Raw genomic sequence first — 22,556 nt, 5'->3', positions numbered from 1 at the left:
GTCGCCCTCGATGGAACGAATCGCGCACGAAAGGCCGCTACGCTGGGCGCGAGGGTGACGCGAGCGCGTCGATCGACTGGCTGTCCACGTTGCGCGCGAAGCGGTCGATGCGTTTCGAGGCGCGGCATCTTCGCTATCGACGCACGCAGGGCGAGGGCGCGGTGCTGCATTGCTTTCTCCTCGATTGCTCCGGCTCGATGCTCGCGGGCGAGCGGCTTGCGCGCGCGAAAGGCATGCTCGTTGCGTTGTTCGATCGGGCCTATCGCGAGCGCGCGAAGATCGCGCTCGTGTGCTTCGGCGGCGGGCGTGCCGAAGTGCGTCGGCAGCCGGGCGTGGCGCATTGGTTCAATGAACGCTGGGTCGCGCCGATCGGCGGCGGTGGCGGCACGCCGCTTACGCTCGGGTTGGCGAGCGCCGCCACGGTGCTCGAACGCGCGGCAAGACAAAGACCGTCGCAACGGCGCTGGTTGTGGGTGCTGACCGACGGGCGCACGAATGAAAAGCCGCAGGCGCCGGCGTCGGCGGATGAGATCGTCGTCGTCGATTTCGAAGAGGGTTCGATTCCAGCCGGACGCGGCAAGGCACTCGCGCATGACTGGGGCGCACGATACATCACCGCCGATGCGCTGAGCGAAGGCGATGATTACTCATACCATCGCGGCGTATAGACCCAATCACCGACTACACGCGTGGTCGATGAACCGACGATCACCATCGTCCGCATATCGACGAGTTCGCTTTTCAGTTCGCCAAGCGTGACGACGCGCAACGCTTCAGCCGGGCGTCCGATGTCTCTTCCCAGCACGACGGGCGTGTGCGGATCGCGATAACGCTTCACGATGCCGATCGCACGATCGAATTGCCACGGCCGCGCTTTCGACAGCGGGTTATAGAACGCCATCACGAGATCGGCTTCGCCCGCATGCGCGATGCGTTTCTCGATCACGCTCCACGGCTTCAGGTTATCCGACAGCGACAGCACGCAGAAATCGTGGCCCAGCGGCGCGCCTGCACGCGCGGCGGTCGCGAGCGATGCCGACACGCCCGGCACGATGGCGAGTTTCACCGCGCTCCATTCGGGATGCGCCGCGTGGCCTTCGTCCAGTGCTTCGAGCACGGCGGCGGCCATCGCGAAGACGCCCGGATCGCCCGATGACACCACGACCACGCGCCGTCCCTCGCTCGCCAGTTCGAAGGCGTGACGCGCGCGTTGCAGTTCCTCGCGGTTGTCGGTCATGTGCACGCGCTGATCGTCACGGAAAGGACCAGCCATGCGCACATAGGTTTCGTAGCCGAGCACGTCTTGCGCTGCGACGAGCGCGGCGCGTGCGGCCGGCGTCATCAGTTCCGCGCTGCCGGGGCCGAGTCCGATCACGGTCAGCGTGCCGCGCGCACGCCCGATCGATTGCGCGTCGATGGGCGCATCGCTTACGTGCAATGCGATGCGCGGCGCATCGCCGGCGTCGAATGGCGCGGCATCGCAAAAGCGCAGGGGCACATTCAAGGCATGCGCGGCGTCTTCCAGTGATCGCGTCGTCATGTAACGCACAGGCGCTGCCAGGGCCGCGAGCGCAAGCGGCGATAGTCCCTGCGCGCGCATGACCGCACGCATGCGTTCAGCGACATCGTCATCGGGCGATACATGCCCGATCCACGCGAGCACGCAACGCGGATGGATCACGAGATTGTCATCATCGTGCGCAGCGAAGGGCGTGATGCGCACGGCAAAACGCGCATGGTCGGCGCGGGGCAGGTCGGCATCGTCGAGCCAGGGCGCGTGGCCTTCGATGCGCGTGGCGTCGCCCGCGAGCAGACCGGACACGAAGCGCTTGCCTTGCTCGATATCCGCGAGGGCGTAACCTTCGGGCGGCGCGAGCAGACATTGACCGAAGCGCAGTTCGCCGCTCGTCGTGATCGCGGGCGCGACACCGAGCGCAGTGCCGATTTCGCGCGCCAGCACGTTCACGCCGCTCATGCCGCCGAGCAGCGGGACGACCGCGCTGCCATCCTGTGCAACGGCGAGCACGGGTGGTTCGGCGCCCTTGTCGGCAAGAGATGACGCGAGCGCGCGAATCACGATGCCCGCCGAGCACAGCGCGACGACCGGCGTGCCCGATGCATACAGCGCGCGCACGTGCGCCCCGAAGTCGTCATACGCGATGTCCGCGTTCACGCGGCGGGCGAGGCCATGCACGCGCGATTGCTGGAATTTCGCCTGAATGCGCCGCGCCGTGTCGAGCGCCCCCGCACCGAGCACGACGATCGCCATCGGCATGGAAGAGCTCACGCGCGCCATTTCTTCCCCGGCACGACGAGCAGCGAGAAATACGGCGACGCCATCGGATCGACTTCATCGAGCGGCACGATGCGTTGATTGGCCATCGTCGCGCGCTCGACGTATAGCGCGCGTTCATCGAGTCCGAGCTCGCTGAGAACGCGCCGCACCTTCTCGAAGTTGCGGCCGAGCTTCATGATGACGGCCGCGTCCGCCGCTTCGAGACGGCGCTTCAGATCGTCTTCCGGCAACACGCCCGACAGCACCGAGAGACTCTGGTTGCGATACACGAGCGGCACGCCCAGCACCGCGACGCCGCCGAGCATCGAGCATACGCCGGGCACCACATGCGCATCGAAGCGTCCGGCGAGACGGTCGTGCAGATACATGTACGAGCCGTAGAAGAACGGATCGCCTTCGCAGATCACCGCGACATCGCGCCCGGCTTCGAGATGACCGGAGATCGTGAGCGCGGCTTCGTCGTAGAACGCGCTGATGATCGTCTCGTAGCAGAGCGGCGGTTCGAGCGCCTCGGTCGTCACCGGATAGACGAGCGGCAGCCGCGTCTGCGTATCGTCGAGATGCGATTCGATGATGCCGAACGCATTGCCCTTCTTGCCCTTCGCGACGAAATAAGCGACTACGGGAGCTGACTTGAGCAAGCGCAGCGCCTTCAGCGTGATCAGCTCGGGATCGCCCGGGCCGACGCCCAATCCAAAGAGATGCCCGCGCATCATTCGGCCTCCGAAGCAAGTGCGTTCGCCGCCGCTGCCGCCATCGCGCTGCCGCCGCGGCGGCCGAGCAGGGCGACGAAGGGCACGCCGCGGCTATCGGCGGCGAGCATCGCCTTGGATTCCGCCGCGCCGATGAAACCGACCGGAAAGCCCAGGATGAGCGCGGGTTTCGGTGCGCCGGCATCGAGCATGTCGAGCAGATGAAAGAGCGCGGTGGGCGCATTGCCGATCGCCACGATCGCGCCTTCGAGATGCGGCCGCCACAACTCGAGCGCGGCGGCCGAGCGCGTGTTGTTCATCGCGCGGGCGCGTTCGGGAACCGATGGATCGCTCAACGTGCAGACGACACGGTTATCGGCGGGAAGCCGCGCGCGCGTGATGCCTTCGGCGACCATGCGCGCATCGCACAGGATCGGCGCGCCGGTTGCGAGCGCGCGTCGGCCGGCGATGCCCGCACCGCAAGAGAAGCGCAGATCGCTCACGATATCGACCATGCCGCACGCATGGATCAGGCGCACCGCGAGCTTTTCAAGATCGGCGGGAATGGCGGCGAGGTCGGCTTCGGCGCGGATCGTCGCAAAGGACTGGCGATAAATCTCCGCTCCGTCGCGGATGTAGTCAGGCATCGGCATGGCTCCGGGCGAGCCGTCCGGCCGCCTCTTCGATGGTCAGATCGTGCGCAACGGTTCGTGCGCCGCGATGTAGGTCATAGCGCCCCGGCGCGACTGCATAGAGCGTCACCGGGACCGGATGCGCCGCCGCGCACGAACGCTCGCAGCCGCTCAGATGCACTTCGCCTTCATCCGAAGGCAGAAGCGAAGCGAGGCGATGCGCGTCCGCTTTGGTGTCGGCGCGGCTTTTCGCGCAGCCTTCGGAGCCCGCGCACGCGATGAGGCGCGCGAGCGGTTCGCGCGGGTCGATCGCAAGGCCGAGCGCGTGAAGGCGCTGCAGTACGTCATGCGCGTCATGCGCAGCGATGCCGGGTATCAGCACGCTTTGCCACGGCGTCATCGTCAGGCGGCCTTCGGCTTGCGTGTCGGCGATATCGGCGAGGGCTTCGAGCGTGGTCGCGTCGAGGCGTCCGAGGGGTGTTTGCGCGCCTGCGTACCACGTCGCGCGAAACGGCTCCGCGTGGGCGCCGAGGCGCAGCGATGCATCGGCGGGTCCGCGTCGCCAGTTCTGAACGGCTGCATCGACATCGAATGCTTCGAGAAAGCGCGCGACGCCGATACGCGCGAGCAGATCGCGCATACGATGCTCTTCTGGCGTGGCCAGCGCGAGAAACCTGCGCAGCACGCCCGACACGAACGTCACCACATCGCTGCGATGAATCGCGCCGGACGGACGCTGCCGCATCGTGCCCGCGAAGCCGAACGCGAAGCGCGCGCCATCGTCGATTGCGCAAAGCCACAGGTCGTGTGGATGATCGAGCATCGCGAGGCGCTCGCCGGCATCGAGTTGCAGCGCGAACTTGGGCGAGAGCGCATGAAGCGATGCGTCGGCCTGCATCGCGTCGATGATCCGATCGGCGAGCGCGCGCGTGTCGTCGCTCGCGAGCGGACTGAGCATCACGTTGCGGATGTCGTCGGCGCCGGCCGTCGAGGGGCCGAGGCCCGCCTCGAGCGCAATGTCGATCAGCGCGGCGTGGGCGTCGTCGCGGATGCCGCGCAACTGCAGATTCGCGCGATTGGTCACCTCGATCACGCCGGAGCCGCATTCGCGCGCCGCCCGCGCAACGGCCCGCGCCGCGTGCGCGCTCGACACGCCGCCCGCCAGTCGCAGGCGCGCGAGGCCGCCGTCCCGCGCGGGCACGATGCGCATCAGGCCCGGGCACGCAAAAGCGCGCGGCGCGGTCGTGAGCGATGAGCGGTCGAATGAAGTCAAAAGCGTGACCCGTTGGGCTTCGCGCGTCATGAGCGAACCGGTACACCCCGCCCGGTCGGCGTCGCGCGAATGCGGTGAGTCGGCAGGTCTCTTGGCTGGCAGGTCTTCATTCGCGCCGGCCTTCCCGGTAGAAACCAGTGGCAGTGGAGCGCGGACTCGCTGCGTACAATTGCGGGGGCAGCCACAGTTTTCTGTGTTCCCTCTTAGGCCCTGGGTCTCTTCGACTCCGGGCACCGACGGACCTGTATTATGCCCGCTTTTATCGACCATCCAGGCGCTTCAGGGCCGCCGCCCGAAGCGCATTCCAAATCGCATGAAGGAGGCCGCGCATGTCGAACTGGCTGACCGTGGTAGGGATCGGCGAAGATGGCTGGCACGGCCTGTCCCGCGTCGCGCGCCGCGCGCTGCTCGACGCCCAGTCGATTCACGGCGGCGAGCGCCATCTCGCGTTGCTGCCGGCGCGCATTGCCGCGAGCCGTGTGCCGTGGCCTAAACCCTTTTCACTCGACGCCGTGCTCGCCGGACGCGGCGACGGCAAGACCCGCATATGCGTGCTCGCGAGCGGCGATCCGATGTGCTTTGGCGTCGGCGCGACGCTCGCGCGTGAAGTCGCCAACGGCGAAATGCGCGTCATTCCCGCGCCGTCGTCGCTGTCGTTCGCGGCGGCGCGTTTGCACTGGGCGCTGCAGGATGCCGTGTGCGTATCGCTTGTCGGGCGGCCGGTCGCGTCGCTGCTCGCGAGCCTGCATCGCGGCGTGCGTCTGCTCGTGCTGAGCGCCGACGGCGCGACGCCCGCCGCCGTGGCCGCGCTCCTGACCGCGCATGGCTTCGGCGCGAGCCGCATGACCGTCTTCGAGCATCTGGGCGGGGACGAGGAGCGCCGCATCGACGAACGTGCCGACGACTGGCGCGAGCCCCTCGTCGCCGCGCTCAATCTCGTCGCGATCGAATGCCGCACGCACGCCGGGCACGCGGGTCCGCCGCTCACGCCGGGCCTGCCCGACGACGCTTATCGTCACGACGGCCAGCTCACGAAGCGCGACGTGCGTGCCGTGACGCTCGCGCGCCTCGCGCCGCAACCGGGCGAACTCTTGTGGGATGTCGGCGCGGGTTGCGGCTCGATCGGTATCGAATGGATGCGCGCGCATGGCGCGTGCCGCGCGATTGCGATCGAAGCGAACGAAAGCCGGCAGCGTCTCATCGAGCACAACCGCGACGCGCTCGGCGTGCCCGCGCTGCAGCTCGTGAAGGGCGAGGCGCCCGACGCGCTCGACGGCCTGCCCGCGCCTGACGCCGTATTCATCGGCGGGGGATTGACGGTGCCGGGCGTGCTCGATGCGTGCTGGGCGCGCCTGCGTCAGGGCGGGCGGCTCGTCGCCAATGCAGTGACGCTGCAAAGCGAGGCGGCGCTCGTCGAATGGCGCGGGCGGCATGGCGGCGAGCTGACGCGCATCGGTGTCGCGCAGGCGGAGCCGCTCGGCAGCTTCGATACGTGGCGTCAGGCGCTGCCGATCACGCTGTTGCATGCGAGCAAGCCGTGACGAGTCATGCGTAAGGAAATGCCGGGAAACTCGAAGCGCGTGCTGCTGCTCGGCGGCACCGGCGACGCGCTCGCCATCGCGCGCGAACTGCCCGCCGCGCATGTCTACAGTCTCGCGGGCCTCGGGCGCGTGCCGGGCGACCTGACGTGCACGGTGCGCGTCGGCGGCTTCGGCGGCATCGACGGACTTGCCCGCTATCTGCGCGCGGAGAACATCGCGCTCGTCGTCGATGCGACGCATCCGTATGCCGCGCAGATGAGCCGTCACGCGCACGCCGCCTGTGCGCTCGCGGACGTGCCGCTCTGGGCGGTGCGACGTCCCGCGTGGCAGCCGCAGCCGGGCGACGACTGGCGCGATGCCGCCGACTGGCGCGAAATCGTGGCGCGTATCGCGGCATTTCAACGGCCGCTTTTCACGCTCGGGCGCGAGGCGCTCGCGCATCTGCATGAAATTCCCGCGTCGCAGCGCTGGACGGTCCGCTGTCTCGAAGCGCATCCGGGCAACGAACGCGCGAAGATCATCGACGCGCGCGGCCCGTTCGATCTCGAAGGCGAGCGCGCGCTGTTCGACGCGGCGGGCGTCGATGTGGTCGTCAGCAAGAACAGCGGCGGCCGCGCGACCGAAGCGAAGCTCGCCGTCGCGCGCGAACGCGGCTTGCCGGTCGTGATGCTCACGCGGCCGTCGCTGCCGGACGCGCACAGAACGTTCGACGACGCCGCGAGCGCGCGCGACGCGCTGCTGCGCTGGCTCGACTCAATCGACACATCGGAAACATGACGATCTATTTCATCGGCGCGGGGCCGGGCGATCCCGAACTCATCACCGTCAAGGGACAGCGGCTCATCCGCACGTGTCCCGTGATTCTCTATGCCGGCTCGCTCGTGCCGAAGGACGTGCTCGACGGGCATCGCGCGGCGAAGTGCATCGACACGGCCGAGCTCGACCTCGACGCCATCGTCGCGCTGTTGCAGGACGCGCACGCGAACGGGCAGGACGTGGCGCGCGTGCATTCCGGCGATCCGTCGCTCTACGGCGCGATCGGCGAGCAGATCCGCCGGCTCGACGCGCTCGCGATTCCCTACGAAGTCGTGCCGGGCGTGACGGCGACGGCGGCATCGGCGGCGGCGCTGAAGCGGGAACTGACGTTGCCGGGCATCTCGCAGACCGTGATCCTCACGCGCTACGCGACGAAAACGTCGATGCCGGAAGGGGAAAGTCTCGCGGATCTCGCACGTCATCGCGCGACCCTCGCGATCCATCTCGGCGTGCGGCATATCGAGCGCATCGTCGCGGACCTGGTGCCGCACTACGGCGCGGATTGTCCGGTGGCGGTCGTGTTTCGCGCGAGCTGGCCGGACGAGACGCGCATCGAAGGAACGCTCGCGGAGATTGCGTCGAAAGTACGTGCGGCGGGCGTGGAGCGCACGGCGATGATTCTCGTCGGCCGCGTGCTGGCCGCCGACGGCTTCGCGGATTCGACGCTCTACGCGAAGGACTGATCACGCCATGCGCGACCTCGACACCGTGTTCGACGCGCTCGCGAAATCGGCTTTCCGGCGGCGTTTCGCGCTCGGCGTGCGCGAGGGGAAATATCTGCGGGAAAAGGGCGTCGACACGGTGATCGCGCAGGCGCATGAGTTGATCGGCAAGCGGCTCGCGCCGCAAGCGCCGTTGAACGACGGCAAGCAGACGCCGTTTCGCGGGCATCCGGTGTTCATCGCGCAGCACGCGACGGCGACGTGCTGCCGTACGTGCCTCGCCAAGTGGCACGGCATCGCGGCAGGCAAGGCGCTCGACGACGCCGGGCGACAACATGTCGTCGATGCGATCGCGCGCTGGCTGCGCGCGCAACCGCTGCCGGCTGCGAAGGACGCCGCGCCCGACAATCCGCAGCGCGAATTACCTTTCTGATGCGCCGTTCAGCGTGACTCGTCCGGCGGGCAGGACGATGGCGCAACAGGCGCTCCCGCGCACGGCGCCGGGTGAGCGCTAGCCGCGTTCGCGAGCAAGGGCGCCGTTCATCGCGGGCCCGGGGCTCGTCGTCCCCTCGCCCGGCGAGACAGCATGTTCAGCCCCTCGACCAGCGCCGAGAACGCCATCGCCGCGTAGATGTAGCCCTTCGGCACATGCGTGCCGAATCCTTCGGCGATCAGCGTCATCCCGATTACGAGCAGGAAGCCGAGCGCGAGCATCACGATCGTCGGATTGCGCTCGATGAAGCGCGACAGCGGGCCTGCGGCGAAGAGCATCACGGTCACGGCGGCGATCACCGCGACGAACATGATCGGAATGTGCTCGGTCATGCCGACCGCGGTCACGATGCTGTCGATGGAAAACACGAGGTCGAGCAGCAGGATCTGGCCGATCGCCGACAGCGGCGTCAGCGACTTGGCCGATTCGGCGCCGGCATGACCGTCGTCGTCGTGCGTAACGTGGTGATGGACTTCGGTCGTCGCCTTCCAGACGAGAAACGCGCCGCCCGCGATGAGAATCAGGTCTCGCCATGAGAAGCCGTGACCGAACGCTTCGAAGATGGGCGTTGTGAGCCGCACGATCAGCGCGACGGTGCCGAGCAGCCCGAGCCGCATGACGAGCGCGAGCGCGATGCCGATGCGCTGCGTGCGCTCCCGGTGCGCCGCAGGCAGCTTGTTGGTCAGGATGGAAATGAAGATCAGGTTGTCGATGCCGAGCACGACTTCCATGACGACGAGCGTTGCGAGCGCGGCCCAGGCGGCGGGATCGGCGAGAAGGGCGACGAGATAGTCCATGGTCCGGGGAATGATTCGACAGGTGAGGGCGAGATATTAGCCTGATCGCCGCCCATAGTGAAAGGAACTTGAAAACTTCATGCAAATCGTGATGCTCAAGCCGCGGTGACAAGCCCACCCGTCGTCGCGCTGTGGTCGTTATCGGTCGCAAATACCGGAATTAAAACGATTATTTGCGCCTGTTCTGATGATGCGCCGCCGCATTTACGGGTAAACTCCTATGCTTTCGTGCCGCGTGTCCGTGGCCGCCGTCCAACTTCCTGTCGCCAGGACACACCGAACTCAAGCCGCATGCAGGGAAAATCACAACGTCTCGTCGAGCTGGACTTCTTCCGCGGACTGGTGTTGCTCATCATCGTCGTCGATCATATCGGCGGCAGCATGGTGTCGCGCTTCACGCTTCATTCGTTCGCGCTGAACGACGCCGCCGAAGTCTTCGTGTTCCTCGGCGGTTTCGCCACGGCGACGGCGTATGGGTCGCTCGCGCAGCGACGCTCCGAAAGCGTGGCCCGCGTGCGCTTCCTCAAACGCGCGTTCGAGCTTTATCGCGCGTTTCTGGTCACCGCCTCGCTGATGCTCGTCGCGTCCTTCCTGCTGCGGCCGTTTTTCGGCCACGCGCCGAATCTCGCGCTGCATGACCTCGACAGCCTGATGTCGCAGCCGCTTTCGTCGATCGCGCAGATTCTCACATTCGAGCGCCAGCCGTATCTTGCCGCCGTTCTGCCGATGTACGCGCTCTTCGCGCTCGCCGTGCCGCTCATGCTGCCGCTCGCGCGCAGCAAGCCCTGGCTGTTGCTGGGTCTGAGCCTCGCGTTGTGGGCCTTCGCATCGCAGATTGGCGAATACATGCCGTCCGTCGATGACAACCTGTGGGATTTCAATCCCGCCGCGTGGCAGTTGATGTTCGTGCTGGGCGTTTTGGCGCGCTGCCAGCCGGTTTACCGGCGAGTGAGCACGAACCGCTTCGGCTGGATCGTGAGTGCGGGCGCGGTCGCGTTGATCGCGGGCATGGCGTACTACAAGCTGCTCGTGCTGCCGCCCGTGCTGGATAGCGCTTTCAAGCGCGATCTGGCCGGACCGCGCGTCGTCAATTTCCTGGCCATCGCGTGGATTGCAGCGAATCTGGCGCGTTACGGCGTCGTCAAGGCCGTGGCGCGTCGTTTGCCGTGGGTCGGCGCGTTGGGGCGTGACGGCATGGTGTCCTTCGTTGCGGGGACGGTGATCTCGCTCGTCGTCGATTCGATCCTGTTCACCCTCACCGATGGCCTCGTCAACGTGCCAGCCGGCCTTGCCGCCGATGCCATCGCGATCGGCGCGCTGCTCGCCGTGCCGCACGCGCACCGTCGGGTCGCGACGTGGCTCGGCACGCGACAGCCGGCGCCGGTAGCCACTGCCGCGCGTGCGACCGTCGCAGCAACCGCCGACACTCGGGCGCGGGCGGTACGCTGAGAACGCTATTCAGACGGGCAGTTCGCTGCCCGCTTTTTTCTGAGCCGATGCGCAACTAACTGTCGAATTTTCTCGTCGCACGCGACAAAAATCGACGATGACCGTCATGGCATGCAGCTTGCACGCTGAAGGCAGTTCAACACACAACGGACTCGTCATGCTGAAGCTCGCCATCCTGTTCGCAATCATTTCCGTCGTCGCCGGTTTCTTCGGTTTTACACGTGTGTCATCCGGCGCGGCGGGCATCGCCAAGATTTTTTTCTTCATCTTCTTGATCCTGTTCGTCGTGTTCCTGGTCATCGCGATCACGGCGGGTTCGCTCGTGCTGTAGCGCCGGGAACGTCGGAAACGCCGTGCGGGCGCGTCTGCGTGCTTCCTCGCATCGACCCGCACGCCGCGACGGTGTTACATTGCCGCGAGAGACAAGCGAGCGACAGTGAACCGGAAAGGAGGAGGCGATGCAGCATGCCATCGGCGCGGCCTTGCAGCCTGCGCAATGCGACGTCATCCGTCATTCGCACGAGCGCTCCGCCACATTCGGGTTGTGCGAGACGATGCGCCCGGATTACGCCGTGCTGTCGGGCGCGGAACTCGCCGTCAAGGTCGGCGAGAGCCGCGCGCTCTTTGCGCACGCACTGCCGGTGATGGAAACGCTGTATGCGCAGATCGCCAATACGCACAGCATGATCGCGCTGACGGATGCGAGCGGTCTTATCCTGCATTCGCTCGGCGACGACGATTTTCTCGCCCGTGCCGAAAAAGTCGCGCTGAGGGCGGGCGCGGTGTGGAGTGAAGCGCATCAGGGCACCAACGCCATCGGCACGACGATCGCGGAGCGCACCGCCGTCACCGTTCATGGCGACCAGCATTATTTGCGCGCCAATCATTTCCTCAGTTGTTCGAGCGTGCCGATCCTCGATCCGCACGGCAATCTCTCCGGCGTCCTCGATGTGACTGGCGACCGGCGCGGCTATCACCAGCACACGATGGCGCTCGTGAAGATGTCCGGGCAGATGATTGAGAACCGCCTGATCGCGAGCGCGTTCGGCGACGGGTTGCGCATCCGCTTTCCCAGCCGGCCCGAGTTTATCGGCACGCTGATGGAGGGCCTCGCCGTATTCGATCTCGACGGCCGCCTTCTGTGCGCGAACCGCAGCGCGCAATTCCAGCTCGGGTTCGAACTGGCGCATCTGCGCTCACAGACGCTCGAGGCGCTGTTCGGCGAGCGCGTCGACTCGCTGATCGCGTGCGCGGGCGACGCACCGTGCCGTCTCGAACTGCATAGCGGCGTCGCGGTGTTCGCGAGTATCGAATTTCATGCGCGTCCGGCATCCAGCGTGTCGCCTGCGACAACCGCGATGGCCGTGCGCGAGCAAAGCGGGTCGAGCCTCGCCGATCTCTGCACCGGCGACGCGCAGATGAACGACATCGTGGCGCGCGTGCGGAAGGTCATCGGCAAGAACATCGCCATTTTGATCGGCGGGCCGACGGGCGCCGGCAAGGAAATGCTCGCACGCGCGATTCACCGCGATTCGCCGCGCCGCACGGGGCCGTTCGTCGCGGTGAACTGCGCGTCGTTGCCGGAGACGCTGATCGAATCGGAGCTTTTCGGCTATACGCAGGGCGCATTCACGGGCGCGGCGAAGCGCGGCGCGATCGGCAAGATCGTGCAGGCGAACGGCGGCACGCTCTTCCTCGATGAAATCGGCGATATGCCGTTCGCGATGCAAAGCCGCTTGCTGCGCGTGCTGCAGGAACGCGTCGTCGAGCCGCTCGGCGCGGCGCGCGCGGTGCCGGTCGATTTCACGCTCGTCTGCGCGAGCAACCGCCGGTTGCGTGAGTGCGTTGCGCAGGGGACGTTTCGCGAGGACCTGTATTACCGAATCAATGGCCTTTCGGTGACGCTGCCGCCGCTCGCGGAACGGACGGATCTGCGCGCGGTCGTCGACGAGATGCTGCGCCACGAGCGTTTCGCGGGCCGCATCGTCGGCATCGATGACGACGTGCTCGCGCTCTTCGCGCGTCATCCGTGGCCGGGCAACTTCCGGCAATTGAGCAATGTGCTGCGCACCGCGTCGGCCATGCTCGACGATCACGACACGCATATCGGTGTCGAACATCTGCCGCATGATTTTCTCGATGAGCTCGGTGAAGGCGGTTTGATCGAAGACGCGCCGCTGCCGGTGAGCGGGGCGCGTCTCGTGGATATCGAAGCGAGCGCGGTGGCCGCGGCGCTCAGGGCGCACGGGGGCAATGTGTCGGCGACGGCGCGGGCGCTCGGCATCTCGCGTACGACGTTGTATCGGAAGTTGCGGGTTTGACGACGCTTCGGTTTTTTTTGCTCGGCCAGCGAGATTGCCGTGGATGGCTGGTTTTTTTCGCCGGATCCCGTTTTCTTTGTGGTTTATTGGCGTTGCCCCGCACAGGGGCAGTGCTAATAAACCAATACGAAAACGGGATCCGGCGAAACAAAAACCTAACCCTCAACAATCCCATCATCCCGCGCGGGTAACGAGCCGCTATGATCCTTCAGACCGACACCTGTGAGCTTCAACCTGCGCGCTTCATTCAACAGCCACATCAGCCTGAAGGCCGCATTCTCGTAATCGAGTCCTTCGGGCCGCACGTTCGAGATGCAGTTGCGCTCGGCATCGTGGCGCCCGGCGCGCGGCGCGTAAGTCACATAAAGCCCGAGGCTGTCGGGCGAACTGAGTCCCGGCCGCTCGCCGATCATCACGACGACGATCCTCGCCCGTAAAAGCTCACCGATGCGATCGCCCAGCGCGACACGCGCCTGCGTCGCGATCACGACGGGCGCCACCTTCCAGCCGTCGAATGTTCCGCGCAGACACATAAGCAACGGTGCGACATGACGTTGCGCAGCAAAAGCCGACAAGCCATCGGCGGCGACGAAGACGAGTTCGGGCGGATCGTCGGTCGCGGCGGAGTGCGCGCTCAAACGGGCAACGCTCGCCTCGTCGAGCATGCGGCCGAGATCCGGGCGACGCAGATAATGATCGCGATCCGGCGCGGCGCTTTGCACGTCCAGCGTCTCGAAACCGGCGGCGCGCAGTGTCGCGCCCAGCGCGGCCGTATCGAGCGGCTGATGCACCGCGTCGCGCGCCTGGGCATGCGCCAGTTCGAACGCGAGCAAGGGCGCGGTCGGCAGACTGCTGCCCGCGCGGCCGAGCGCGATGCGCGCGTTGGTGAAGCGCCGCAGCGCGTTCCATGCGTCGGCGTCCGTCATGAGTCGATCCATTCGAGCAGAGGTTGCGCGGGCGCCGCGAGAAGGCTGCCGTGACCATCGGTGACGCGCATCTTCGCAAGCCATGCTTCGAACTCCGGCGCGCGCTTCAGGTTCAGCACGCGGCGGATGTAGAGCGCGTCATGAAACGACGTGCTCTGGTAGTTGAGCATGACATCGTCCGCGCCCGGCACGCCCATGATGAAGTTGACGTTCGCCACGCCGAGCAGCGTGAGCAGCGTGTCCATGTCGTCCTGATCCGCTTCGGCGTGATTGGTGTAGCAGATGTCGCAGCCCATCGGCACACCGAGCAGCTTGCCGCAGAAGTGATCTTCGAGTCCGGCGCGGATGATCTGCCGGCCATCGAAAAGATACTCCGGGCCGATGAAGCCGACCACCGTGTTCGTCAGAAGCGGTCTGAAGCGCCGCGCGAGCGCGTATGCGCGCGCTTCGCACGTTTGCTGATCGAGCCCGTGATGCGCATTCGCCGACAGTGCGCTGCCTTGTCCCGTCTCGAAGTACATGACATTGTCGCCAACTGTGCCGCGCCGAAGCGACAGCGCCGCATCGTGCGCTTCCTCCAGCAGCCCGAGCGATACGCCGAAGCTCGCGTTCGCCCGCTCGGTGCCCGCGACCGACTGAAACACGAGATCGACGGGCGCGCCTTGCTCGATCGCCGCGAGCGTGTTGGTGACGTGCGTGAGAATGCACGATTGCATCGGCACGTCGTAGCGCTGGCGGAAGTCGTCCATCATCGCCAGCAACTTGCCGATGGCGGCGGGCGAATCCGAGGCGGGATTCACGCCGATGACCGCATCGCCGCAGCCGTAAAGGAGGCCGTCGAGCATGGATGCGGCAATGCCCTTCGGATCGTCGGTCGGGTGATTCGGCTGCAGGCGCACCGACAGATGTCCGGGCAATCCGATGGTCGTGCGAAAGCGGGTGACGACCGGGCGCTTCCTGGAAGCGAGAATCAGGTCCTGGTTGCGCATCAGCTTGGAAACGGCCGCGGCCATTTCCGGCGTGACGCCCATGGTGATGCTTTCGAGCGCGGCGGTGTCGGTGCTGTCGGCGAGCAGCCACTCGCGGAATTCGCCGACGGTCAGATGCGCGATCGGTGCGAAGGCCTCGCGCGAGTGCGTATCGACGATCAGGCGCGTGACTTCGTCGTCTTCATAGGGGATGAGCGGCTCGTCGAGAAACGCGGCGAGCGGCACCTGCGCGAGCGCCATTTTCGCGGCGACGCGCTCTTCCTCCGTCGCCGCGGCGACGCCCGCGAGTTCGTCGCCGGAGCGGCGCGGGCTGGCACGCGCGAGCAGCGTCTTCAGATCGTCGAAGCGGTAGCGGCGCGCGCCGATCGTCTCGTGATAGCTCATCGCTTCCCCCGGATGGATCGATTGATGCACTTTAGCCGCTTCGCGCGCGCCGCGCCGCGCTCAAAAATGCGCCGTCGGGCCGAAATCCGCCTGCATGCGATAATTTTCCGCTTGATTCAGCCAAAACCCGCCCGCAGCCCGTGAAAAACCTGCTCGTTTCCATCGATCGTCTGAGCGATTTCGACGAAATCGTCGACGTCCGCACGCCGCTCGAATTCGCCGAAGACCGCATTCCCGGCGCGATCAACGCGCCCGTGCTCAGCAACGAGGAGCGCGTGATCGTCGGGACGATGTACAAGCAGGTGTCGCCGTTCGAGGCGACGCGCGTCGGCGCGGCGATGGTCGCGCGCAACATCGCAACGCATCTCGACACGATCTTCGCCGGCAAGCCGCGCAACTGGCGGCCGCTCGTCTATTGCTGGCGCGGAGGAAAACGCTCGGGCTCGATGACGACGTGGCTCAACATGATCGGCTGGCAGGCGCGCCAACTCGACGGCGGCTACAAAAGCTACCGGCGCGACGTGATCGAGCGGCTCGGCACGCTGCCCGGGCGGTTTCGCTATATCGCACTGATCGGCCATACCGGCAGCGGCAAGACGCGGCTATTGCAGGCGCTCGACTCGGCGGGCGCGCAGACGCTCGATCTGGAAGCGCTCGCGGCGCATCGCGGATCGCTGCTCGGCGCGCTGCCGGGGCGCGCGCAGCCGTCGCAAAAAGCATTCGATTCGGCGCTCGTGCACGCGCTCTCGGGTTTCGATCCCGCCAAGCCGGTTTTCGTCGAGGCGGAAGGGCGGCGCATCGGCTCGATCACGATGCCCGATGCCGTGCTCGACAATCTGCACGTGGCGTCGTGCGTGCAGGTGGAAGCGCGCCGCGAGGACCGCATCGCGTTTCTGTTGCAGGACTACGGCCATCTCTTCGACGATCCCGCGTTCTTCAAGGCGCAGTTGACGAAGCTCGTCGCACTGCATAGCCGCGAGCGCGTGGCGCACTGGCATCGGCTGATCGATGAGAACGCGCGCGCCGCGCTCTTTGCCGAACTGATCGACCACCATTACGATCCCGCGTACCGGCGCAGCAATCAGGCGCTCTACACGCAATTGCCGCACGCGGCGCACGTGCTGTTCCGTCCGAACGACGCCGACAACATCGAGCAGGCGAAGGCCCTTCTCGCGCAACTTGCCGAGACGACGCCCGCGCTCGGCTGACCCATTTTCACCCCACGAAACAAAAAATTATGACCACGCTCCGACAACCGCGCGTCGCCCTCGGCTGGATGGTGTTCCTGCTGATCGCCGTCGCAGGCCTCTTCTACGTGAAATGGTTTCCCTACTACAACCGCGCGTTCGTCGCGGCGAGCCAGCATTCGATCGGTAAGTCAATTTTGATGGGCACGTCCGCCAGCGCGCCGGAACCTTCATGGCAAGCTGCGCTCGACTACGCGATGGCCTACGGCAAAGCGATCTGGCAGGCCATGGTGCTCGGCCTGCTGCTCGGCTCCGCGGTGCAGGCGCTGATTCCGCCGCGCTGGGTCGCGCGGGCGCTCGGCGAGCACAATTTCGGCAGCGTCGTGAATGGCGGCCTCATGTCCTTGCCGGGAATGATGTGCACGTGCTGCGCGGCGCCGGTCGTCGCGGGCCTGCGCGCGCGCGAGGCGGCGCCGGGCGCGGCTGTCGCGTTCTGGCTCGGCAATACGGTGCTCAATCCGGCGGCGCTGGTCTTCATGGGCTTCGTGCTCGGCTGGCAATGGACCGGTTTGCGCCTCGTGCTCGGCGTTCTGATGGTGTTCGGCCTTGGCTACGCGGTGAACCGCATGGTGACGCCGGCGCAGGCGGCAGCGTCGCGTCAGGCGCTCGCGAAGCTGATCGAAGAAGACGAGCCCGGCACTGCGTTCTCCCGCTGGGTCAAGATCCTCGGCCGCATGACCTTGCGGCTCGTGCCGGAGTACATCGTGCTCGTGCTGCTGCTCGGCGCGGCGCGCGCGTGGCTCTTTCCGCACATCGGGCCGGATATCGGCAATGGCATGCTGTGGATCGCCGCATTTGCCGTCGCGGGCACGCTTTTCGTGATTCCGACGGCGGGCGAGGTGCCCATCATTCAGGCGATGCTGTCGCTCGGCATGGCGACGGGCCCGGCCGGCGCGCTCCTGATGACGCTGCCGCCCGTCAGCGTGCCGTCGCTCGCGATGCTCGCGCGGTCGTTTCCTCCACGCGTGCTCGCGTTCGTGGCGGCCGCGGTGGTGGTGTTCGGGATCGTGGGCGGGCTGATCGCGGCGGCGTGGTTCTGAGCGGGCGGGCTTCGCGCGTCAGTGAATCGCGGCTCCCGCCCGGATCAGCAACTTGAACGGGAGCGCGAGCAGCATCGTGCCGCCGACGCCCGCCATCCACAGCGCGACGAACCAGAAAATCTTCCGTGCGCGTTCAGTGGTAATGATGTTCGCCATGACGTACCTTTCCCCTGAAGACCCAATAACCGAACGTCGTATAAGCGACGATCACGGGCAGGATCACCGCCGCGCCGATGATCGTGAAGAGCTGGCTCGAACGGGGCGCGGCCACGTCCCAGATCGACACGCCGGGGAAAATCTCGTGCGGTGAAATGCTCGCGACGAGTCCCGCGTAGCCGAGCAGCACGAAGCCGAGCGCCACCGCGAACGGACGCTTCTCGTGACGCGACTGAATCGAGCGGCGCATCGCCCATGCACAAGCCGCGACGAGCACCGGCACCGGCAGCAGGCGGTAGAACAGCGGCGAATCGAACCAGCGCGACGCGATGCCCGCATCCTGCAGCGGCGTCCAGACGCTGACCACCGCGATCGTCGCGAGCTGCAAAAGCGTCAGCGGCCATACCACGCGATACATCCGCCGCTGCAGATCGCCTTCGGTTTTCGCGATCAGCCAGCACGCGCCGAGCAGCGCATACGTGACGACGAGCGCGCCGCCCGTGAAGATCGAGAAGGGCGAGAACCAGCCGAAGGGATCGCCGGCGAAACGGCCATCGGCGACGGGAATGCCGCCCAGGAACGCGCCGAGCGCCACGCCCTGAAAGAAGGTCGCGCCCGCCGATCCGCCGATGAACGCGAGATCCCACATGGGCTTCGTGCGCTGCGCCTTCGCGCGGATCTCGAACGACACGCCGCGGAAGATCAGGCACACGAGCATCAGCACGAGCGGCAGATAAAGCGCGGACAGCACGGTCGAGTAGACCATCGGGAAGGCGGCGAAGAGTCCCGCGCCGCCGAGCACGAGCCAGGTCTCGTTGCCGTCCCAGACGGGTGCGACGGTGTTCATCATCACGTCGCGATCACGCTGGTCGGGGAAGAACGGAAAGAGAATGCCGATGCCGAGATCGAAGCCGTCGAGCACCACGTAGAGGAAAAGACCGAACGCGATGATCGCGGCCCAGGCGAGTGTGAGGTCCATATACTTAGGCTCCTTCGATGGACTGATGCGGAAGGCTGAGCGGCCGGCGCGCGCTGCCGTCGGATGTGGGCGTGTGCGACCCCGGCAACGCGGGACCGTGACGCAGCAGCTTGAGCAAGTAGTAGATGCCGGTGCCGAACACGATCGTGTAGACGATGACGAACGCGAGCAGCGACACGCCGACTTGCTGCGCGGTGACCGGCGACACGGCATCGGCCGTGCGCATCACGCCGTACACGACCCACGGCTGGCGCCCGGCTTCGGTCGTGACCCAGCCCGCGAGCAGCGTGATGAATCCGGTCGGGCCCATCGCCAGTGCAAAGCGATGGAACCAGCGCGCATCGAACAGCCTGCGCTTGCGATGCAGCCACCACGCGGCAACCGACATCACGATCATCAGCACGCCGAGACCCGCCATCACGCGAAAGCTCCAGAACACGAGCGTCGAATTCGGGCGGTCCTGCTTGGGAAACTCCTTCAGTCCGCGAATCTCGCCGTCCCAGCTATGCGTGAGGATCAAGCTGCCGAGATGCGGAATCGATACGGCGTACTTCGTGGTTTCGGCTTCCATGTCGGGAATGCCGAAGAGATTGAGCGCGGTGCCGCCTTTCTCGGTGTCCCAGATGCCTTCGATCGCCGCGATCTTGGCCGGCTGATGTTCGCGCGTGTTCAGGCCGTGGGCGTCGCCGACGAGCGCCTGGACCGGCGTCAATGCGAGCAGCAGCCAGAGCGACATCGAAAACATCTTTCTGATGGCCGGATCGCGCCGGCCTTTGAGCAGATGCCACGCGCCGGTAGCGGCGACGACGAGCGCCGCGACGATGAACGCCGCAATCGCCATATGCGCGAGCCGGTACGGGAAGGACGGGTTGAAGATGATCGCCCACCAGTCCACCGGCACCACATGGTCGCCTTCGATGCGAAAGCCCTGCGGCGTCTGCATCCAGCTATTGGACGCGAGAATCCAGAACGTGGAGATGATCGTCCCGATGGCGACCATCAGCGTCGCACCGAAGTGCGCCTTCGGACCCACCTTGTTCCAGCCGAACAGCATGATGCCGAGGAAGCCCGCTTCGAGGAAGAAGGCGGTCATCACTTCGTACGTGAGCAGCGGCCCGGTGATGGGACCGGCGAAGCTCGAAAAGCCGCCCCAGTTGGTGCCGAATTCGTACGCCATCACGACGCCCGACACGACGCCCATGCCGAATGCGACAGCAAAGACCTTCGACCAGAAAAGACACAGCTCCTTGTAGACCGGCTTGCCGGTTTTGAGCCAGGCGCCCTCGAGCACCGCGATGAAACTCGCGAGTCCGATGGAAAGCGCAGGAAATATGATGTGGAAAGAGACGGTAAACGCGAACTGGATCCGCGCCAGATCGAGTGCTTCGGGAGTCGAATGCATGATGACTTGTGCCTTGAAGTTCACACCAGACGTGTAACGGGGCGGAGCTTAGCGCTATTTCGAGAAAGTGTTGCGCTGCGTCAGTGAATGTGCATTGCGCGCAAATGCCGCGGTTTCAAGGGGTTAGCGGTGCTATGAGGTTGATTCCTCGATTATTTCGGGGCGACGGCATAGTGCAGTGCGGCACGAGCGCGCACACGCTTTCGCGACAATCGACCGCACTGATCGCACGCCGCACGATGAAGCGCTGAGAAACAACTTTTACGTTGAAGCGGCACGAGACGTGCGGCGGGCGCGGGTACCATAATGGCTTTTGACCACGCGCACCGCGCGGGTAGGAGAAGCATCATGCGCCTCGATGACCAGCCAGAAAGTCAGAACGTAGAAGACCGGCGCGGCGGAGGCGGCTTGCGCATCGGCGGCGGGTCGCTCGGCATCGGGACGATCATCGTGGCGCTTGCAGCGTCGTATTTCTTCGGCATCAATCCGATGACGATCATCAACGGCGCGCAAGTCTTGCAGGGCAACGCGCCGCAACAACAGGCCGCGCCGCGCAACGCGCAGCCCGCCAACGATCCCGGCGCCGTGTTCGTGCGCCGCGTGCTCGGCAACACGGAACAGACGTGGCAGCACATCTTCCGGGCGCAATTGAATCAGGATTATCCGGCGCCCAGGCTCGTGATGTTCTCGGGCGCGACGCAGACCGCGTGCGGTACGGGACAGTCGGCGATGGGCCCCTTCTATTGTCCCGGCGACCGCAAGGTGTATATCGATCTTTCGTTTTATCGCGAGTTGCGCGACCGCTTCGGCGCGGGCGGCGACTTTGCGCAGGCGTACGTGATCGCGCATGAAGTCGGGCATCACGTGCAGAACGTGCTCGGCATCATGGGTAAGGTCGATCAGGCGCGCTCGCGGATGACGCGCGAGCAGGCGAATGGGCTGTCGGTGCGCGTCGAGTTGCAGGCGGACTGCTTCGCGGGCGTCTGGGCGGCGGTCGCGCAACGCGACAACGCGAAGCTGATCGAACCGGGCGATTTCGAGCAAGGGCTGAACGCGGCTGCCGCGATTGGCGATGATCGTCTGCAGCAGCAGTCGCAAGGGCGTGTCGTGCCCGAAGCGTTCACGCACGGCACGAGCGCGCAGCGCCAGCGCTGGCTGCGGCGCGGCATGTCGTCGGGCGACGTCGGCCAGTGCGACACCTTCTCGGCGCGCTCGCTCTGATCGTCATCGCGCGCGGCGACGGGCATGCCCGATTGGACTATTCTGGAACCGTCGCCGCGTCCGCTTACGCACGACGCTTACAAACGCTGACAGTGCCTTTGTCTCAAATTCATTAGAATCGCTGGTTTTCCGGTCCTGGCACAGCGTGTTGCTGTGCCGAAACATGCACCGGAGCATTCCCGTACCATCCATGAAGCGAATTCTGATCGTCAAAGTCACGTCGCTCGGCGATATCGTCGAGACGCTCCCGGTCGTGTCCGATCTGCGGCGCGCGTTTCCGTCCGCCAAAATCGACTGGGCAGCGGACGCCGCCTTCGCCGATATCATCCGCTGGAATCCGGGCGTCGACCGCGTGCTGAGCGCACCGCTGCGCAAGTTCAAGAAGGCGCGCAGCTGGAACGATCTCAAGGAGATCGCGGCGTCGATCGGCGAGTTGCGGGCAGAGAAGTACGACGTTATCGTCGATATTCACGGCGTGTACAAGAGCGCGATCATTGCGTTCATCGCCCGTGGGCGGCGGCGCTACGGCTACCAGAATCAGGATCTCGGCGAGCGCGGCGCGGCGTTCGCGTACAACGCGCGCTTCGGCCCTCGGCCGCTCACCGACGCGTGGCGCGGCATGCGCGTGAGTGTCGCCGACGCACTCGGCTATCAACTCGACGACACGCCGGACTACAACATTCGCCTTCCGGCTCTCACACGCGAACTGAATATTCCGCGTGACGCGCGTTTTGCGATGCTTTTTCACGCGACGTCGGCAGATGTGAAGAAGTGGCCGAAGGAGCATTGGGGCGAGGTGGGCCGCTGGCTCGCCGCACGTGGTTACTCGATCGCGCTGCCGTGGGGCACGGAACGCGAGCAGGGCGAAGCGCAAGCCATTGCAGCGCTCGTGCCGGGCGCCGTCGTTCTGCCGAAGCTATCCGTAGTCGAATGCGCGCACTGGATTCAGGCGTCGGAACTCGTTGTCGGCACGGACACGGGGCTCGTGCATCTCGCGCATGCGCTGCAGCGTCGCACGGTCATGCTGTTCGCCGCGACCTCGCGCGAACATTTCGGCGTAGACGATCCGGGGCGTTCCATTTCGGTCGGCGAAGAGGGCGCGCCACCCGATGTGCCGCAAGTACTCGCCGCGATCGAGAGCGTGACGAATGCGCGCTCCACGCCGCTCTCTCGTTCAGCCGAGTCCGGCGCGACGATTCGCTGAGAACGCATTCGCATCAAAACGTTTATGCGCATAAAC

At 65.9% G+C, this 22,556-nt stretch carries 22 protein-coding genes and 1 riboswitch; of the genes, 12 read left to right on the top strand and 10 right to left on the bottom strand.

Annotated features, from left to right (window positions below):
* The first annotated feature begins 107 nt into the window (after window positions 1-107).
* On the top strand, window positions 108-668 hold the full coding sequence (locus tag NCS58_RS18685) for a VWA domain-containing protein (protein ID WP_086960656.1): 561 nt from the start codon (window positions 108-110) through the stop codon (window positions 666-668).
* Here NCS58_RS18685 and cobJ read toward each other — a convergent pair.
* From cobJ to cobG, 4 genes are read right to left on the bottom strand one after another with little or no spacing between them, the layout of a single operon-like run.
* Complete coding sequence (cobJ, locus tag NCS58_RS18680; protein WP_061115652.1) at window positions 644-2,296, bottom strand: precorrin-3B C(17)-methyltransferase; 1,653 nt, start codon at window positions 2,294-2,296, stop codon at window positions 644-646. The genes NCS58_RS18685 and cobJ overlap by 25 nt on opposite strands.
* Window positions 2,284-3,012 carry a precorrin-2 C(20)-methyltransferase gene (locus tag NCS58_RS18675; protein ID WP_061115653.1) on the bottom strand — a complete coding sequence of 243 codons (729 nt, stop codon included), beginning with the start codon at window positions 3,010-3,012 and terminating at the stop codon, window positions 2,284-2,286. The genes cobJ and NCS58_RS18675 overlap by 13 nt, the downstream gene beginning before the upstream one ends.
* Window positions 3,009-3,635 (bottom strand): precorrin-8X methylmutase, encoded by a 627-nt coding sequence (locus tag NCS58_RS18670; protein ID WP_061116048.1) that lies wholly within the window; start codon window positions 3,633-3,635, stop codon window positions 3,009-3,011. The genes NCS58_RS18675 and NCS58_RS18670 overlap by 4 nt, the downstream gene beginning before the upstream one ends.
* A complete protein-coding gene (cobG, locus tag NCS58_RS18665; RefSeq protein WP_250477439.1) occupies window positions 3,628-4,923 on the bottom strand; it encodes a precorrin-3B synthase in 1,296 nt (431 codons plus the stop codon). Before cobG ends, NCS58_RS18670 begins: the two co-directional genes overlap by 8 nt.
* 33 nt (window positions 4,924-4,956) lie before the next feature.
* Window positions 4,957-5,146: riboswitch (cobalamin riboswitch) on the bottom strand.
* Between the two features lie 76 nt (window positions 5,147-5,222).
* On the opposite strand from cobG, the gene NCS58_RS18660 reads away from it, so the two are divergent.
* Genes NCS58_RS18660 through NCS58_RS18645 form a run of 4 tightly spaced genes read left to right on the top strand, consistent with a single transcriptional unit; the run spans window position 5,223 to window position 8,345 of the window.
* Window positions 5,223-6,434 (top strand): bifunctional cobalt-precorrin-7 (C(5))-methyltransferase/cobalt-precorrin-6B (C(15))-methyltransferase, encoded by a 1,212-nt coding sequence (locus NCS58_RS18660; RefSeq protein WP_061115654.1) that lies wholly within the window; start codon window positions 5,223-5,225, stop codon window positions 6,432-6,434.
* Between the two features lie 18 nt (window positions 6,435-6,452).
* Window positions 6,453-7,211 (top strand): cobalt-precorrin-6A reductase, encoded by a 759-nt coding sequence (locus NCS58_RS18655; protein WP_061116050.1) that lies wholly within the window; start codon window positions 6,453-6,455, stop codon window positions 7,209-7,211.
* Window positions 7,208-7,933, top strand: a complete 726-nt coding sequence (cobM, locus tag NCS58_RS18650; protein WP_061115655.1) for a precorrin-4 C(11)-methyltransferase — start codon at window positions 7,208-7,210, stop codon at window positions 7,931-7,933. The genes NCS58_RS18655 and cobM overlap by 4 nt, the downstream gene beginning before the upstream one ends.
* Before the next feature lie 7 nt (window positions 7,934-7,940).
* Window positions 7,941-8,345 carry a DUF4186 domain-containing protein gene (locus tag NCS58_RS18645; protein WP_061115656.1) on the top strand — a complete coding sequence of 135 codons (405 nt, stop codon included), beginning with the start codon at window positions 7,941-7,943 and terminating at the stop codon, window positions 8,343-8,345.
* A 107-nt stretch (window positions 8,346-8,452) separates the two neighbouring features.
* On the opposite strand, the gene NCS58_RS18640 is transcribed toward NCS58_RS18645, so the two are convergent.
* A complete protein-coding gene (locus NCS58_RS18640; protein ID WP_061115657.1) occupies window positions 8,453-9,202 on the bottom strand; it encodes a TerC family protein in 750 nt (249 codons plus the stop codon).
* A gap of 291 nt (window positions 9,203-9,493) precedes the next feature.
* On the opposite strand from NCS58_RS18640, the gene NCS58_RS18635 reads away from it, so the two are divergent.
* From NCS58_RS18635 to NCS58_RS18625, 3 genes are all read left to right on the top strand, one after another.
* On the top strand, window positions 9,494-10,651 hold the full coding sequence (locus NCS58_RS18635; RefSeq protein ID WP_061115658.1) for an OpgC domain-containing protein: 1,158 nt from the start codon (window positions 9,494-9,496) through the stop codon (window positions 10,649-10,651).
* A gap of 157 nt (window positions 10,652-10,808) precedes the next feature.
* The gene (locus NCS58_RS18630; RefSeq protein ID WP_086960659.1) at window positions 10,809-10,982 is read left to right on the top strand and encodes a DUF1328 family protein; all 174 of its coding nucleotides are present in this window, start codon (window positions 10,809-10,811) and stop codon (window positions 10,980-10,982) included.
* A 127-nt stretch (window positions 10,983-11,109) separates the two neighbouring features.
* Window positions 11,110-12,972, top strand: coding sequence for a sigma-54-dependent Fis family transcriptional regulator (locus tag NCS58_RS18625; RefSeq protein ID WP_250538852.1), 1,863 nt, complete (start codon window positions 11,110-11,112; stop codon window positions 12,970-12,972).
* A gap of 155 nt (window positions 12,973-13,127) precedes the next feature.
* On the opposite strand, the gene eutC is transcribed toward NCS58_RS18625, so the two are convergent.
* Together eutC and NCS58_RS18615 are read right to left on the bottom strand one after the other, a co-directional pair.
* Window positions 13,128-13,898, bottom strand: coding sequence for an ethanolamine ammonia-lyase subunit EutC (gene eutC / locus NCS58_RS18620; protein WP_061116052.1), 771 nt, complete (start codon window positions 13,896-13,898; stop codon window positions 13,128-13,130).
* Window positions 13,895-15,271, bottom strand: a complete 1,377-nt coding sequence (locus NCS58_RS18615; protein ID WP_061116051.1) for an ethanolamine ammonia-lyase subunit EutB — start codon at window positions 15,269-15,271, stop codon at window positions 13,895-13,897. The genes eutC and NCS58_RS18615 overlap by 4 nt, the downstream gene beginning before the upstream one ends.
* Window positions 15,272-15,411: 140 nt before the next feature.
* On the opposite strand from NCS58_RS18615, the gene mnmH reads away from it, so the two are divergent.
* Both mnmH and NCS58_RS18605 read left to right on the top strand, forming a co-directional pair.
* Window positions 15,412-16,479 (top strand): tRNA 2-selenouridine(34) synthase MnmH, encoded by a 1,068-nt coding sequence (gene mnmH / locus NCS58_RS18610; protein ID WP_061115661.1) that lies wholly within the window; start codon window positions 15,412-15,414, stop codon window positions 16,477-16,479.
* 26 nt (window positions 16,480-16,505) lie between these two features.
* Window positions 16,506-17,558, top strand: a complete 1,053-nt coding sequence (locus tag NCS58_RS18605) for a permease (protein WP_061115662.1) — start codon at window positions 16,506-16,508, stop codon at window positions 17,556-17,558.
* An 18-nt stretch (window positions 17,559-17,576) separates the two neighbouring features.
* Here NCS58_RS18605 and NCS58_RS18600 read toward each other — a convergent pair whose 3' ends face one another.
* From NCS58_RS18600 to NCS58_RS18590, 3 genes are read right to left on the bottom strand one after another with little or no spacing between them, the layout of a single operon-like run.
* The gene (locus NCS58_RS18600) at window positions 17,577-17,714 is read right to left on the bottom strand and encodes a hypothetical protein (protein WP_250477438.1); all 138 of its coding nucleotides are present in this window, start codon (window positions 17,712-17,714) and stop codon (window positions 17,577-17,579) included.
* Window positions 17,692-18,693: a cytochrome d ubiquinol oxidase subunit II gene (gene cydB, locus NCS58_RS18595; RefSeq protein ID WP_061115663.1), complete on the bottom strand. Its 1,002-nt coding sequence runs from the start codon at window positions 18,691-18,693 to the stop codon at window positions 17,692-17,694. Before cydB ends, NCS58_RS18600 begins: the two co-directional genes overlap by 23 nt.
* Window positions 18,694-18,697: 4 nt before the next feature.
* Window positions 18,698-20,095 carry a cytochrome ubiquinol oxidase subunit I gene (locus NCS58_RS18590; RefSeq protein WP_061115664.1) on the bottom strand — a complete coding sequence of 466 codons (1,398 nt, stop codon included), beginning with the start codon at window positions 20,093-20,095 and terminating at the stop codon, window positions 18,698-18,700.
* 348 nt (window positions 20,096-20,443) lie between these two features.
* Here NCS58_RS18590 and NCS58_RS18585 point away from each other — a divergent pair, with 348 nt between their 5' ends.
* Both NCS58_RS18585 and waaC read left to right on the top strand, forming a co-directional pair.
* Window positions 20,444-21,316 carry a neutral zinc metallopeptidase gene (locus NCS58_RS18585; protein WP_061115665.1) on the top strand — a complete coding sequence of 291 codons (873 nt, stop codon included), beginning with the start codon at window positions 20,444-20,446 and terminating at the stop codon, window positions 21,314-21,316.
* A 190-nt stretch (window positions 21,317-21,506) separates the two neighbouring features.
* Window positions 21,507-22,520 carry a lipopolysaccharide heptosyltransferase I gene (gene waaC, locus NCS58_RS18580; RefSeq protein ID WP_061115666.1) on the top strand — a complete coding sequence of 338 codons (1,014 nt, stop codon included), beginning with the start codon at window positions 21,507-21,509 and terminating at the stop codon, window positions 22,518-22,520.
* Window positions 22,521-22,556 lie beyond the last annotated feature (36 nt).

Source organism: Caballeronia sp. INML3B (assembly GCF_023631305.1).
Taxonomy (GTDB): domain Bacteria; phylum Pseudomonadota; class Gammaproteobacteria; order Burkholderiales; family Burkholderiaceae; genus Caballeronia; species Caballeronia turbans.
This window is presented reverse-complemented; position numbering and strand designations above follow the sequence as displayed.